At 68.2% G+C, this 14538-nt stretch carries 10 protein-coding genes; 5 read left to right on the top strand and 5 right to left on the bottom strand.

Translation table 11 applies throughout. From position 1 onward, the window contains the following. Positions 1-2: 2 nt before the first annotated feature. From G539_RS0107010 to G539_RS0107020, 3 genes are all read right to left on the bottom strand, one after another. Positions 3-1691 carry an ABC transporter permease gene (locus G539_RS0107010; protein WP_029074560.1) on the bottom strand — a complete coding sequence of 563 codons (1689 nt, stop codon included), beginning with the start codon at positions 1689-1691 and terminating at the stop codon, positions 3-5. A 64-nt stretch (positions 1692-1755) separates the two neighbouring features. Then, positions 1756-2790 (bottom strand): Fe(3+) ABC transporter substrate-binding protein, encoded by a 1035-nt coding sequence (locus G539_RS0107015; protein WP_029074561.1) that lies wholly within the window; start codon positions 2788-2790, stop codon positions 1756-1758. A 264-nt stretch (positions 2791-3054) separates the two neighbouring features. Continuing rightward, the gene (locus G539_RS0107020; protein ID WP_029074562.1) at positions 3055-3810 is read right to left on the bottom strand and encodes a 16S rRNA (uracil(1498)-N(3))-methyltransferase; all 756 of its coding nucleotides are present in this window, start codon (positions 3808-3810) and stop codon (positions 3055-3057) included. 153 nt (positions 3811-3963) lie between these two features. Here G539_RS0107020 and xseA point away from each other — a divergent pair, with 153 nt between their 5' ends. Next, positions 3964-5448 (top strand): exodeoxyribonuclease VII large subunit, encoded by a 1485-nt coding sequence (gene xseA, locus G539_RS0107025; protein WP_029074563.1) that lies wholly within the window; start codon positions 3964-3966, stop codon positions 5446-5448. Positions 5449-5478: 30 nt separating this feature from the next. On the opposite strand, the gene G539_RS0107030 is transcribed toward xseA, so the two are convergent. Next, entirely contained in the window at positions 5479-7155 is a 1677-nt protein-coding gene (locus G539_RS0107030; protein WP_029074564.1) for a thiamine pyrophosphate-binding protein, read from the bottom strand. Between the two features lie 146 nt (positions 7156-7301). Here G539_RS0107030 and G539_RS0107035 point away from each other — a divergent pair, with 146 nt between their 5' ends. Next, a complete protein-coding gene (locus G539_RS0107035; protein ID WP_156911894.1) occupies positions 7302-8228 on the top strand; it encodes a hypothetical protein in 927 nt (308 codons plus the stop codon). Positions 8229-8333: 105 nt separating this feature from the next. Then, positions 8334-8666 carry a YXWGXW repeat-containing protein gene (locus tag G539_RS0107040; protein ID WP_029074566.1) on the top strand — a complete coding sequence of 111 codons (333 nt, stop codon included), beginning with the start codon at positions 8334-8336 and terminating at the stop codon, positions 8664-8666. 60 nt (positions 8667-8726) lie between these two features. Here the strand turns inward: G539_RS0107040 and G539_RS0107045 are convergent, their stop codons facing one another. Beyond that, on the bottom strand, positions 8727-11162 hold the full coding sequence (locus G539_RS0107045) for a beta-mannosidase (protein ID WP_035830526.1): 2436 nt from the start codon (positions 11160-11162) through the stop codon (positions 8727-8729). Between the two features lie 199 nt (positions 11163-11361). Here G539_RS0107045 and tal point away from each other — a divergent pair, with 199 nt between their 5' ends. Both tal and G539_RS0107055 read left to right on the top strand, forming a co-directional pair. Beyond that, on the top strand, positions 11362-12333 hold the full coding sequence (tal, locus tag G539_RS0107050; RefSeq protein WP_029074568.1) for a transaldolase: 972 nt from the start codon (positions 11362-11364) through the stop codon (positions 12331-12333). A gap of 229 nt (positions 12334-12562) precedes the next feature. Next, the gene (locus G539_RS0107055; protein WP_084639861.1) at positions 12563-14491 is read left to right on the top strand and encodes a glycoside hydrolase family 127 protein; all 1929 of its coding nucleotides are present in this window, start codon (positions 12563-12565) and stop codon (positions 14489-14491) included. Positions 14492-14538: the final 47 nt, after the last annotated feature.

Raw genomic sequence — 14538 nt, forward strand, 5'->3', positions numbered from 1 at the left:
ATCTAGCCGACGATCGTCCGCTTCTCCGCCCGCGTCCCGGCGCGGGCGAGGAGGGCGACCGGCAGCATGCCGATGACGACGATGACGAGCGCGGCGATGGCGCCATCCTCATAGGTGCCGCGCGCCGCCTCGCCATAGACATAGGTGGCCAGCGTCTCGAAGTTGAACGGCCGCAGCAGGAGCGTCGCCGGCAGTTCCTTCATGCAGTCGACGAAGACGAGCAGGCCGGCGGCGGCGATGGCGGGCGAAAGCAGCGGCACGTGGATGCCGCCGAGGAGGCGGCCTGTGCCGGCGCCGAGCGCATGCGCCGCCATGTCGATCGAGGGCGAGATGCGGGTGAAGCCCGCCTCGATGCCGCCGATCGAGATCGCCAGGAAGCGCAGGCAATAGGCGAGGATCAGCGCCGCGCCTGAACTCATCAGGATCAGGCCGGGCGAGCGACCCCAGATGCCCTTGATCGCGTCGGCGATCCAGTTGTCGAGCCCGGCGATCGGCACCAGCAGGCCGACGGCCAGCACCGTGCCGGGAATGGCGTAGCCGATGCCGGAGAGGCGGATCAGGCCGTGCAGGCTCTTGCGGCGCGACATCCGCCCGGCGCTGGCAAGGAACAGTCCCACGCCGACCGTGATCAGCGCCGCGACGGCCGCGAAGAGCAGACTGTTGCCGGTCCAGACCCAGAGATCGGCCGGGATGCCGCCGAGCTGGATACGCCGCCAGGCGGAGACGACGAGATAGCTCGCCGGCACGACGAAGCCGAGCAGGATCGGCGCGGCGCATAGAAGCGTGGCGACGAGGCCGGAAAGGCCGCTCAGCGGCTGCGCCATGGCGGGCTTGTTGCCGCGTGGGCCGGAATAGTTCATGCCGCGCCGCCCGAGCCGTTCGATCAGGACGAGCGCGAAGACGATCGCGAGCATGACGAGCGCGATCTGCGCCGCACCCTCGATCGAGGAGCGCGTCACCCAGGTGGTGTAGATCGCGACGGTGAGCGTGCGTACGCCGAGGAATTCCGAGGCGCCGATATCGTTCAGCGCCTCCATCAGCGCCAGGCTGACGCCAACGGCGACAGCAGGGCGCGCCAGCGGCAGCGCCACCGTGCGGAAGGTGCGGAAGCGGTCGGCGCCGAGGGTGCGCGACGCCTCCAGCATCGACGCCGACTGCATGACGAAGAGCGCCCGCACCGGCAGGTAGACGTAGGGATAGAGGATCAGCCCGAGCAGGAAGATGGCACCGCCAAGCGAGCGGATGTCGGGAAAGGGCAGGCCGCGCGGATCGGTGATGCCGAGGAGGTTGCGCAGGCCGGTCTGCAGCGGCCCGATCGGGTGCACCACGTCGAGATAGGCATAGGCCATGACGTAGCTTGGCACGGAGAGCGGCAAGAGCAGCGCCCACTCGAGGATGCGCCGGCCGGGGAAGCGGTAGGCCGTCACCAGCCAGGCGGCGCCGATGCCGATGGCGGTGACGAGGATGCCGACGCCGAGGAGCAGCAGCGCCGTCGTGCGCGCCGCGGCCGGCAGCACGTTGGCGATCAGATGTGGCCACAGCGTGCCGGAGCCGCGGGCGGCGAAGAACACGAGGCCGAGGATCGGCGCCAGCGCCAGCAGGGCGACGAGTGCGCAGCCGACCAGCCAGAGGTGGTCGGAGCGGGTGGAGCGGGTGCCGGCCCGCGGCGCCGTCATCGCGGAATCGGTCATGCCCCGGAGGATCCGGGGCATGAGGGGACGGGCGGGACGCCGGTCGGTCGGTACATGCGGCCGATCAGTCGTCGAAGCCGACGACGTCGACCAGTTCGCTCGCCTGCTTGCGGTCGTTGGCGATCGCGGTCAGGGGCGTCGGGTCGACGGTCAGTGTGCCGAGCTCAGCGATGATCGGGTCGGCGGCGACACCGGCGCGGACCGGATATTCGAAGTTCGCCTTGGCGTAGATCTCCTGGGCTTCCTGCGAGGCGAGGAATTCCAGGAGCTTGACGGCGTTCTCCTTGTTCGGCGCGTTCTTGGCGACGGCAGCGCCCGAGACGTTCACATGCGTGCCCGCCTTGTCCTTGAAGGTCGGCAGGATGACGCGGATCGCGTTGCCCCATTCCTGCTGCTCCGGGCCGCCCTTGCCCGACCGCATCAGGCCCACATAGTAGGAATTGGCGATGCCGACGTCGCAGAGATTGGCGAGGATGTCGCGCGCCACGTCGCGGTCGCCGCCGCCGGCCTTGCGGGCGAGGTTGCCCTTGACGTCGGTCAGCCAGGTCTTGGTGGCGTCGGCGCCGTCCTTCTCGATCATCGCCGCGATCAGCGAGGTGTTGTAGGGGTGCTGGCCCGAGCGGATGCAGACCTTGCCCTTGAAGCGCGGGTCGGCGAGATCCTCATAGGTCAGCGTCTCGTCCTTGACCCGGTCCTTCGAGGCGTAGATCACGCGGGCGCGCATCGAGAGCGCGTACCACTGGCCGTCGGCGTCGCGCAGATTGGCGGGGATGGCGGCTTCGAGCGCCTCGGTCTTGACCGGCTGGGTCAGGCCGCGATCGACCAGTTCGATCAGGTTGCCGTAGTCGACGACCGAGAGCAGGTCGGCCGGCGAGTTGGCGCCCTCGGTGGCGACGCGCTCGGCGAGGCCTTCCTTGACGAAGATCACATTGGCCTTGATGCCAGTCTCTTTGGTGAAGCTGTCGAGCAGTGGCTGGATCAAACCGGGCTCGCGCGTCGTGTAGACATTGACTTCGCCATCGGCGAGCGCGGGCAGCGCGGACGTCAGCAGAACCGCGGCGGCAGCGGCGCTCTGGGCAAGGCGGGCGAGGCTAGGCATCGTCGTGATCTCCGTTCACCGAGGGGGCGGAACCCTGGTCGCCACGCTTCACGGCGACTAACGCCGGCTGCATCCCATCATCCGGAATAGACGTCAATAGAATTTCGCTTGAATATCAGCAACTTAGATCGATTCCAAAATGGAATGAATCTAAACTGCGGGCTTTCTACTTCTGGAAACGGCGGACCGGACGGTCCTATGCCTTGCCGGACGGCAAGTCATCTGAACAGGAAGGTGTAGATCGTCGATCTACCACCTTGCCGCCTAGGCTTCGACCCAGTCGCCACAGGTCGCCTGCACGAGGGCAAGCGCCGCCACCGCCGCCGTGTCGGCGCGCAGGATGCGCGGGCCGAGTGGGATCGCGGTGACGAAGGGCAGCTTATGCAGTGTCTCGCGCTCCTCGGGCGAGAAGCCGCCTTCGGGTCCGATCAGCACGGCGAGCGGGCCCTTCGGCAGGCCGCGCAGGATCGAGACGGGATCGGCGCCGGTCTCGTCCTCGTCGCAGAAGATGATGCGACGCTCGGGCTCGTCCTTCGGCCAGCGGGCGAGCAGGGCGGCGAGCTGTTCGGACGGCGCGATCTCCGGGATCGACAGCACGCCGCATTGCTCCGCCGCCTCGATCGCGTTGGCGGAGAGGCGGTCGTCGTTGAGGCGCGTCACCTGGGTGCGGCGGGTGATCACCGGCCGGATCAGCCCGGCCCCCATCTCGACCGCCTTCTGCACCATGTAGTCGAGCCGCGCCTGCTTGATCGGCGCGAACAGGTAGTGGAGCTGCGAGGGCGGCGTCTGTTCGCGCGCGCGCTCGTCCGCCGTGAGCACGGCGCCCTTGCGGCCGGCCTCGGCGAGCGTCGCCCGCCATTCGCCATCGCGGCCGTTGAAGATCAGCACCGGGTCGCCTTCGCGCATGCGCAGCACGTTGACGAGATAGTTGGTCTGGCCCTTGTCCATGACGATGCGCGCGCCCGCGTTGAGCGGCGCGTCGATGAACAGGCGTTGGGTGGTGAAATCATAGCGCGACATGCGCTTCGATAGCGCGGAGCCCGGCCGCGCCGCAAGGTGGGTGGCGAGGGCGGGGCGGAACGGCCGGGTTGACCGGAATCGGACGGGGGGGCATTCAGGGGCGACAGCCACCCGCCGCCGGTTTCCGGCGACATCAGCAAGGCCGCGACCGACTTGACCGATCCCGTCTCAAACGCCGGCGAATATTCCGTCACCGAGATCTCGATGGCGCTGAAGCGCACGGTCGAGGATGCGTTCGGCTTCGTGCGCGTGCGCGGCGAGATCTCGGGCTATCGTGGCCCGCACTCCTCGGGCCACGCCTATTTCGCGCTGAAGGACGATCGCGCCAAGATCGAGGCGGTGATCTGGAAAGGGAATTTCGGCAAGCTGCGCTTCCGGCCCGAGGAGGGCATGGAGGTCATCGCCACCGGCAAGCTGACCACCTTCCCGGGCTCGTCGAAATACCAGATCGTCATCGAGGCGCTGGAGCCGGCCGGCGTCGGCGCGCTGATGGCGCTTCTGGAAGAGCGCCGGCGCAAGCTCGCCGCCGAGGGGCTGTTCGACTCGGCCCGCAAGCGGCCAATCCCCTACCTGCCGCGCGTCATCGGCGTCGTCACCTCGCCGACTGGCGCCGTCATCCGCGACATCCTGCATCGCCTCGACGACCGCTTCCCCGTCCGCGTGCTGGTCTGGCCGGTGCGGGTGCAGGGCGAGACCTCGGCGGCGGAAGTCGCGGCTGCCATCGCCGGCTTCAATGCGCTTGCTCCCGATGGCGCGATTCCGCGCCCGGACGTTCTGATCGTGGCGCGCGGCGGCGGCAGTCTGGAAGACCTCTGGGGCTTCAACGAGGAGATCGTCGTGCGTGCGGCGGCCGCGTCGCAGATCCCGCTGATCTCCGCCGTCGGCCACGAGACGGATACGACGCTGATCGACTTCGCCGCGGATCTCCGCGCGCCGACGCCGACCGGCGCCGCCGAAATGGCGGTTCCGGTGCGTTCGGAGCTGGTCGGCACGGTGAACGACCTCGGCCGTCGGCTCGACGGTGCCATGCTGCGCCTCGTCGAGGGCCGCCGGCGGGAACTCCGCGCCGCGACCCGCGCCCTGCCACGTCTCGACGACCTGCTCGCCATCCCGCGCCGCGCCTTCGACGAACTCGCCGCCCGCATCGGCCGCGCGCTCGGCGCCAACACGCTCGCCCATCGCGGCCGGCTGGAGCGCACCGCCGGCCGTCTGCAGCCGGCCTCGCTCGACCGCCTGACGCTGCGCGCCCGCGACCGGCTCGCGGCGCTTGGCGAGCGCCAGGGCCGGGCGCTCGAGGTGCACGCCGAACGCAAGCGTGCGCTGTTTGCCCGCGTCGCCGGCCGCCTCCGCATCGAGACGGTCGCCGAACGCGTCCGGCGCGGGCAGGAGCGGCTGGCCGCCGTCTGGCGCGTGGCGGAGACGCTTTCCTACAAGAACGTGCTGGCGCGCGGCTTCGCACTGGTGACAGATGCCGAGGGTAGGACGGTGCGCATGGCGGCGAAGGTTACGAGCGGCCAGGCGTTAACCATCAGGTTCCAGGATGGCGAGATCGGCGCGATCGCCACGGGCGGCGGCGCCGAGCCGCGGCCGAAACGGGCCGCCAAGCCGAAGCCGCCGACGCAGGAAAGCCTGTTCTAGCCGCTCCTCGCCGAACTCGGAGGATGTCGCCTATTCCTTCAGCCGCTTGCCCTTGATCTCGGCGAGCGTGGCCGAGGGCGAGATTGCTTCCGGGTCGACCTTCAGATGCAGGATGGCCGGCTTGCCGCTCGCCTGGGCGCGTTCTAAGGCGGGCAGGAAATCCTCCGTCCGCTCGACCGTCTCGCCATGGCCGCCAAAGGCGCGGGCAAGCGCGGCGAAATCCGGATTGACCAGCTTCGTCGCCTCGATGCGGTCGGGATAGCTGCGCTCCTGATGCGCGCGGATCGTGCCGTACATGGCGTTGTCGACGACGATGACGAGGATCGCCGCGCCTTCCTGCGCCGCTGTGCCGAATTCCTGGCTCGTCATCTGGAAGCAGCCGTCGCCGGCAAAGGCGATGACGGTGCGCTCGGGAAAGCGCAACTTCGCGGCCACCGCCGCCGGCAGGCCGTAGCCCATCGAGCCGGAGGTCGGCGCAAGCTGGGTGCGAGGGCCGGAGAAGCGGTGATAGCGATGCACCCAGTTCGAATAATTGCCGGCGCCGTTGGTGAGGATCGCGTCCTTCGGCAGGACGTCGCGCAGCGCCCGCATCACCGCGCCCATCTCGACGCCGCCGACATTGCGCGGCTTCGGCTCCGACCAGTCGCGATAGGCGGCGTTGGCGGCGCGGGTCTCGGCGCTCCAGCGGATCGTCGCCGGCGGATGCACGGCCTCGATCTGCGCGGCGAAGCCGTTCGGCGTGGCGTTGATCGCGAGCGCCGGCCGGTAGACGCGGCCGAGTTCCTCCGAGCCGCCATGCACATGCACCAGAGTCTGTTTCGGCTCGGGGATATTGAGCAGCGTGTAGCCGGAGGAGGGCATCTCGCTCATCCGCCCGCCGACGAGGAGCAGCAGGTCCGCCTCCTTGACCCGTTTCGCCAGCGCCGGGTTGATCGCGATGCCGACCTCGCCGGCGAAGTTCGGGTGCTCGTGGTCGAACAGGCCCTGGCGCCGCAGCGAGACGCCGACCGGCAGGTCGAAGCGCTCGGCGAAGCGCTGCATCGAGCCGATCGCCTGGTCGCTCCAGCGCGAGCCGCCGAGCACGAGAAGCGGTCGCTCGGCCTTCCAGAGCAGCTTCTGCAATTGCGCCGTCTGGGTCAGGCCGGGATAGGTCTCGATCGCTTCGGCGGGGCCGGCCGCGGCGACGGCGGCCTTCTCGCGCAGCATGTCCTCGGGCAACGCCAGCACGACAGGGCCGGGGCGGCCCGACATGGCGACGTGGAAGGCGCGGGAGAGGAACTCGGGGATGCGGGCCGCCTCGTCGATCTCGGCAACCCATTTGACGACGTCGCCGAACATGCGCCGGTAGTCGATCTCCTGGAATGCCTCGCGCTCGCGCATCGAGCGGCCGACCTGGCCGATGAACAGGATCATCGGCGTCGAATCCTGCATCGCCACGTGTAGGCCAGAGGCGGCGTTGGTGGCGCCGGGGCCGCGCGTCACGAAACCGATGCCCGGCTTGCCCGTCATCTTGCCCCAGGCCTCCGCCATCATCGCCGCGCCGCCTTCATGGCGCGCGACGGTAACGGGGATGGCCGAATCATGCAGCGCGTCGAGCACCGCCAGGAAGCTCTCGCCCGGCACGCAGAACACGCGCTCGACGCCATTGGCCTCCAGTGCCTCGACAATGAGGCGGCCGCCGGTACGGGGCGAAACGACGTCGGACATGAGGCGATCCTTGCGTGTGCGGGTGTTCGGGGACGGCGCATTCGGCGGGTTGCGCCTCAGGAACGGGGATGGTGGCATCAACTTCTGTTCGGCGGAAGCCGCTGTCGCTAGACTGCCGGCACGGGGCCAAGTTTGGGAATGAAAAAGTGCGCAGCGGAAGCTTTCTCGGTAGGGCGGGCCTTGTCGGCCTGATGATGACGGCGGCGATGGCGGGGGCGCCGGGGCTGGCGGCCGCGCAGGAAGAGGCGGAGGAGGCGGCCAATCCCTATCCGACGACCGAATTCGCCGAAGGCGCCAAGGAGGCGACTGTCAGCGATTCGGGCATCACCGTGCGGGTTTTCCAGGAACGGCGCCCGGACATCGATCCCGACGATGACGTGCCGGTGTTCCAGATCACGGTGGACGGCAAGATGGTGCTGGAGCATGTCGGGTCCGCCTCCGGCATTTCGGTTCCCGGCATGAGCGCCTCGATCGCCGAGATCGATCCGACCAACGACAGCAAGGAAGTCTATCTGAGCAACTACACCGGCGGCGCGCATTGCTGCTCGGAGGTCGTGATTGCCGAGAAGACGCCGGCGGGCTGGGTGGCGGTGGAGGTCGGCGCCTTCGACGGCGACGGCGATTTCCTGCAGGACCTCACCGGCGACGGGGTGGCCGAGATCGTCACGGTCGACAACCGCTTCCTCTACACCTTCGATTGCTATGCCTGCAGCGCCGCGCCGCTGGTCATCCGCACCGTGCGCGACGGCAAGGTCGTCGACATCACGACGGAATCGCGTTTCGCCAAGGCGCACCGCGAATGGCTGAAGCAACTCGAGGAAGGCGCCGATCCCGACGAGCGCTGGAAGTCGCCCGGCTTCCTGGCCGGCTGGGTGGCGCAGAGCGTTCGCGCCGGCGAAGGACCGCAGGCCTTCGCGGCGGTCGTGAACAAGTGGGATCTGAAGACGGATGACGGCGAGGAGGTCTGCCTGACCGGCGGCGACGTCGACAGCTGCGCCAAGGGCCAGCTCAAGGTTTTGAAATTCCCCGACCGGTTGAAGCTGTTCCTCGACCAGAACGGCTATAAGTTCTGATTATTTCGTCGCCGCGAGGCGACGGAAAGGGCGCCGCTGCGCGTTAAACCTGTGCGGGTGGCAATTCGGGCGCGCAACAGCGCCCACAAGCGATGGGATGGAAACATGCTTTCTCGACGTTCCTTGTTGGCGGGTCTTCTGGCGGCTGCCGTCGCTGCCCCGCTGGCGACGATCGCCCCGGGCGAGGCCGAGGCCCAGTCCTGGGGTGGCCCGGGGCCTGGCCCGAACCGGCGGCCGCCGCCGCCGCGCCATGAGCGCCGGCCGCCGCCGCGCCGCGGCTATGTCTGGGTTCCCGGCCATTGGGAGTGGCGCCGTGGCCGCTACGTCTGGATGAGCGGCCGCTGGGTGCGCGCGCGTCCCGGCTGGCATCACCGCAATTCGCAGTGGGTCTGGCGCAACGGCCGCTGGGTTTATATTCCGGGCGGCTGGCACCGCTGATCGGCCTTCGAGGGCTCTGGAACGGCGCGGATTTCCGCGCCGTTTTCTTTTGCGTCCGCTTCAGCGATAGGTCGCGCGCAGGTGGTGGACGGTGAGGTCCGCCGCGGTCGGCAGGCGGTGGCCCGCCTCCGCCTTGAAAGCGACGCTGCGCGGTTCGCCCGGCAGCAGCAGGAAGCTCGCATCGTCGAAATGGCCGGGAATGCCCTCGGCTTCGGCGCGAACGTGGAAGGCCGGCGCGTCGGTGGAAAGCGTGAAGCGCCCGGCGCCGTCGTCGCGCACCGTGACCGTGGCGGGCCGCAGCTCGAACCGTTTCGGCACGTCGGGGAAGACGACGATCTGCCGCTCGGGCGCGGCGACGCCGTCGACGCTGGCGTCGATGACGTGGAAGCGGTCCTGCGCCGGGGCGGCCGTGATCGCCAGGACTTCGATCGCGCGGTCGGGCGGCACGCTCATGCGCGCGGCGTGCTCGTCGATCAGCGTGCCGTCGAGATCGAAGCTTCGCAGTCGCGTCTCGATCGTCACGGCGCGATGGCGGTCGTTGATCGCCCGCACGACGAGCTTGCCGTCGTCGAGACGGGCGGCGAGAGCCACCGGATCGAAGAAGCGCTTGGCGTGATAGTGCAGCGTCTTCCAGGCGAGCGAGTGGTCGATCGACGACCAGGAGACGGCGGGCCAGACGTCGTTCAGTTGCCAGTAGAGCGCGCCCATCGAGTGCGGCTTCAGGCTGCGCCAGTAGCGCACGGCCGTCTCGATCGCCAGTGCCTGCTGCAATTGCGACAGGTAGACGAAGCCCTCGAAATCGCCCGGTACGCGGAAATAGCGCGCCATGGTGTCGATGATGCGCGAATTGCCGGCGCCGTCGCGCTGGTGGAACTCCATCACCGGGGAGGTGGCGTTCCAGTTCTCCGGCTCGGCGAAGGCGCGGATGCCGGTCATGGACGGGAAGGACTGGAAGCCGAACTCGGAGCAGAAGCGCGGCTTCACCGTGTAGTAGTGCTCGAAATTCTTGTTCGAGTGCCAGACGTCCCAGAAGTGCAGGTCGCCGGAGCGGTCGTCGTGCCAGGCGTCGCCATAGTCCATGTCGCCGTTGCAGGGGCTCGACGGCCAGAAGCGCCGGTCGGGATCGGTGTCCTGCACCGCCTTGTCGATGACGCGGTTGAAGCGGTCGTAGTTGACGAGGTAGCGGTCGCGGTTGTTGCGCGAGATCTCGAACCAGTTGAGCGAGCCGATCACCTCGTTGTCGCCGCACCAGAGCGCGATCGACGGACGGCTGGAGAGGCGTTTGATCTGGTAGCGCAGCTCGGCGTCGATCTCGGCCAGGAAGTCCGGCGTCGAGGGATATTGCGAGCAGGAGAACATCATGTCCTGCCAGACCAGCAGGCCGAGCCGGTCGCAGGCGTCGTAGAAGGCGTCGAACTCGTAGAAGCCGCCGCCCCAGACGCGGATCATGTTCATGTTCGCCTCGACGGCGGCGGAGAGCAGCGCGTCGATGCGCTCATGCGTGATCGCGCCGGGCAGGGCGTCGGCGGGGATCCAGTTGGCGCCCTTGGCGAAGATGTCGATGTCGTTGACGCGGAAGAACATCGAGGCGCCGACCTCGTCCTTCTCCGTGACCACCTCCAGCGTGCGAAAACCGACGCGGCGGCGCGCGGTGTCACCGGGGATGGAGACGACGGCGTCGTAGAGCGGCTGCTTGCCGTGGCCGGCCGGCCACCAGAGATCGGGCTTGCCGATGTCGAGCGCGATCTCGACCTTGCCGCCATGTTCGGCCGAGACTTTCACCGTGGCGGTGATGCTCTTGCCGGCGAGGTCGACGGTCACCGGGACGGTGACGTCGGCCGGCGCGAAAAGCTCGATCGCGGCGATCGCGGTCACCGTGCCGTCGGCATGGTGGCGCTGGCGGATCTGCACCGCCTCGATGCGTGCCGCTTCGTAGAAGTGCAGGATCGGCGCGGCGTAGAGGCCGGCGACCATCAGGCAGGGCCCCCAGTCCCAGCCGCCATGGCATTGCGGCTTGCGGATCATGTTCAAGTCGGCGACGCGGTTGTTCGAGACGCTCCAGGGAATTGGAAAGGGCTGGCGCGCGGCGCGGGTCGCCGCCTCGGCGCCGGCGGGCGCGAAGCGGATGCGGATCTCGTTCTCTCCGGCGACGAGCGCCCCAGTCACGTCGATCCGGTGGCGGAGGAAGCAGGAACCGAGCGTCGCGATCGTTGTGCCGTTCAGCACGATCTCGGCGAAGGTATCGACGAATTCGAGCTCCAGCACGGCCCAGCGGCCGGCGAGGTCGGCGGCGGCGACGTGGAACCGACGGACGATTTCCCAGTCGGTCTCGCCGACCCACTGCATGTCGGCCTCGTTGGTGCCGACATAGGGGCTGCCGATCCGGCCGGCGGCGACGAGGGCCGAATGCACGTCGCCGGGAACCTTGAAGGGCACCGGCGCATCCAACGCCGTGTTCGAGAGCGTCCAGGAACCGGCGAGGGAATGTTTCGACATTGTCAGGACCTTTGGCTGCGTGTCGGCGGGAACGATGGCCCGTCGCGTTTCGGAGCGGAAGGCGAACCGTCGAAAAGCAGATTTACCCGTTTGTTTTCGACAGGCGAAGATAATTTCCAGCTTCCATTTGTCGGCCGGGATGCTCATATGCCAGGTACAAACGTGCGAATGCGCGGCAGTCAGATTGGAGGAGTGTCCGATGACCTCGAAACTTGATCAGCTCAAAGCCATGACCGTTGTCGTTGCCGACACCGGCGATCTCGAGGCCATCAAGACCTATCGCCCGGTCGATTGCACGACCAACCCGTCCCTCGTCCTCAAGGCGGCCGAACTGCCGGCCTATCAGGACGTCATCGAAGGCGCGATCGCCTGGGGCCGCAAGCAGGGCGGCACCAAGGACGCCGTCGCGGCGCATGTCGCCGACCGTCTCGCCGTCGCCTTCGGCGCCGAGATGTCGAAGCTGGTCCCGGGCCGCATCTCGACCGAGGTCGACGCCGACCTCTCCTTCGACACCGAGGCTTCGGTGAAGCGCGCCCGCGACATCATCGCGACCTATGAAAGCATGGGCGTGCCGCGCGAGAAGATCCTCGTCAAGCTCGCCTCGACCTGGGAGGGCATCCGCGCCGCGGCGATCCTCCAGAAGGAAGGCATCGACTGCAACCTGACGCTGCTGTTCTCGCTCGCCCAAGCGGTGGCCTGCGCCGACGCCGGCGTGTTCCTGATCTCGCCCTTCGTCGGCCGCATCCTCGACTGGCACGTCAAGGCGTCCGGCAAGACGTTCGAGCCGGAAGAGGATCCGGGCGTTCTCTCGGTCCGCCAGATCTACAGCTACTACAAGCAGCACGGCATCGAGACCGTCGTCATGGGCGCGTCGTTCCGCTCGACCGGCGAGATCGAGGCGCTGGCCGGCTGTGACCGCCTGACCATCGCTCCGGCGCTGCTCGAGAAGCTCGCCGCCGACAACGGCACGCTGGTGCGCCAGCTCGATCCGGCCAACACCGGCGAGAAGCTCGCCACCGTCGCTGCCGACGAGAAGAGCTTCCGCTGGGCGATGAACGAGGACCAGATGGCGACCGAGAAGCTCTCGGAAGGCATCCGCCTGTTCGCCAAGGACCTGCGCGCGCTGCGCACCCTGATCGCCAAGCGCCTCGAGGCCGGCGTCCCGGCCTGATCGGCACCCCGCTTTCGACTTCGAGCCGGCCGCCCGCCCCTTCGGGCGGCCGGTTTTTTTGTGCGTCGCGCATGGCCGAATCGTTGCCGCTCAAGGGGCCAGGGGCTTCAATATTTTTTGCGTGCAGTGTGTCGACAAATGATCCACAGTGCGTCGCGGGCTTGCGCAAAGGGTTTCCCAGACGTGCCGGGGAACGCGGTCCGCGCCGATCGCACGAGGAACGATCACCATGCCGGATAGCCTGACGACGACCGCGCCGCGCCGCCTGAACCCGGTGCCGCATACGCGCGTGACCTTCCATGCGGGCTTTTGGGCCGAGCGCACGCGGGTCAACCGCGAGGTCACCATCCCGACCCAGTTCCAGCGGCTGGAGGAGGAGGGCTTCATCGAGGTGCTCGACGTCGACCTGCCGCCGAAGCCGCTGGTCCGGCCGATCAACGAATACGGCCTGTCGATGCAGATGTTCTTCGATTCCGACTTCGGCAAATGGATCGAGGCGGCGAGCTACAGCCTCGCCACCCACCCTGATCCGGCGATCGAGGCGAAGATCGATTTCCTGGTCGAGAAGCTCGATCACGCCCAGCTCGCCGACGGCTATCTCAATTCCTGGTTCATCCGCCGCGATCCGGAGAAGCGCTGGACCAATCTGCGCGACTGGCACGAGATGTACTCGATGGGGCATCTCGTCGAGGGCGCCGTCGCCTATTTCCAGGCGACGGGAAAGCGCCGCTTCCTCGACGTGATGATCCGCTGCGTCGACCATATCGCCAGCCGCTTCGGTCGCGAGCCGGGCAAGCTCCGCGGCTATGACGCGCATGAGGAGATCGAGCTGGCGCTGGTGAAACTCTTCCGCGCGACGGGCGAGCCCCGTTTCCTCGATCTCGCCCGCTATTTCATCGACGAGCGCGGCACGCAGGATCCGCATTTCTTCGACGAGGAGGCGAGGATCCACCCGGGCGGCAAGCCGTTCAATTTCGGTACTTACGAATACAGTCAGTCGCACAGGCCGGTGCGCGAGCAGGACCAGGTCGTCGGCCATGCCGTGCGCGCCATGTATCTCTACAGTGCCATGGCCGACCTCGCCGCCGAGGATGGCGACACCGCGCTGAAGGCGGCGCTCGACAAGCTCTGGAAGCATCTGACCGGCCGCCAGCTCTATGTCACCGGCGGCATGGGCCCGGCGGTCGAGAACGAGGGCTTCACCCGAGCCTTCGACCTGCCGAACGAGACCGCCTATGCCGAGACCTGCGCCGCCGTCTCTCTGGTGTTCTGGGCGCATCGCATGGCGGCGATCGACCTCGACGCGCGCTATGCCGACCACATGGAACTCGCGCTCCACAATGGCGCGCTCTCCGGCGTCTCGCTGGCCGGCGATCGCTATTTCTACGAAAACCCGCTCGAGAGCCACGGCCAGCACCGGCGCTGGCTCTGGCACTATTGCCCCTGCTGCCCGACCAATCTCGCCCGCCTGGTCGCCTCGCTCGGCGGCTATATCGCGAGCCATGACGACGAGAATGTCGCGATCCACCTCTATGCCGCTTCGACGATCGACTTCGATGTCGCCGGCAGGGCGCTGCGCCTGACCCAGCAGACGGCCTATCCCTGGGATGGCGATATCCGCATCACGGTTGGTGCGCCCGAGCCGGTGCCAGCGACGCTCTGGCTCCGCATCCCCGGCTGGTGCCGTAAGGCGGCCGTGACCGTCAACGGCGAATCCGCCGATGTGGCCGGCGCGACCCGCAAGGGCTATTGCGGCATCAACCGGCGCTGGGAGGAGGGCGACGAGATCCGCCTCGCGCTCGACATGCCGGTCGAGCGGCTTCGCGCTCATCCCGATGTCGGCATGGACGCCGATCGTGTCGCGCTCCGGCGCGGGCCGGTGGTCTATTGCGTCGAGGAGACCGACAATCCCGCGCCGCCGCAGCATATGCGCCTGCTCGGGGAGGCGGCCGAGGTGCGCGATGCCCCCGACCTGCTCGGCGGCGTCGTGACGCTCGCCGTTCCCGCGACGATCGACCAGACGGCGGATTGGCGGGACACGCTCTACCGTCCCGAGCCGGCCGAGACCGTCCGGGGCACCTTGACCGCGATCCCCTATTTCGCCTGGGCCAATCGCGAGCCGGGCGCCATGCAGGTCTGGTTGCGCGCCGGGCGCTGAAGCGAGTAGTGCAGGGCCGTGCCGGTCGCGCGCTTGGCCCTGCGCAA

The organism is Kaistia adipata DSM 17808, assembly GCF_000423225.1.
Taxonomy (GTDB): domain Bacteria; phylum Pseudomonadota; class Alphaproteobacteria; order Rhizobiales; family Kaistiaceae; genus Kaistia; species Kaistia adipata.

Excerpts from the sequence above, each read along its gene's own strand:
- G539_RS0107010 (WP_029074560.1), bottom strand. The coding sequence starts at position 1,691 with ATGACCGATTCCGCGATGACGGCGCCGCGGGCCGGCACCCGCTCCACC.
- G539_RS0107015 (WP_029074561.1), bottom strand. The coding sequence starts at position 2,790 with ATGCCTAGCCTCGCCCGCCTTGCCCAGAGCGCCGCTGCCGCCGCGGTT.
- G539_RS0107020 (WP_029074562.1), bottom strand. The coding sequence starts at position 3,810 with ATGTCGCGCTATGATTTCACCACCCAACGCCTGTTCATCGACGCGCCG.
- G539_RS0107030 (WP_029074564.1), bottom strand. The coding sequence starts at position 7,155 with ATGTCCGACGTCGTTTCGCCCCGTACCGGCGGCCGCCTCATTGTCGAG.
- G539_RS0107040 (WP_029074566.1), top strand. The coding sequence starts at position 8,334 with ATGCTTTCTCGACGTTCCTTGTTGGCGGGTCTTCTGGCGGCTGCCGTC.
- G539_RS0107045 (WP_035830526.1), bottom strand. The coding sequence starts at position 11,162 with ATGTCGAAACATTCCCTCGCCGGTTCCTGGACGCTCTCGAACACGGCG.
- tal (WP_029074568.1), top strand. The coding sequence starts at position 11,362 with ATGACCTCGAAACTTGATCAGCTCAAAGCCATGACCGTTGTCGTTGCC.
- G539_RS0107055 (WP_084639861.1), top strand. The coding sequence starts at position 12,563 with ATGCCGGATAGCCTGACGACGACCGCGCCGCGCCGCCTGAACCCGGTG.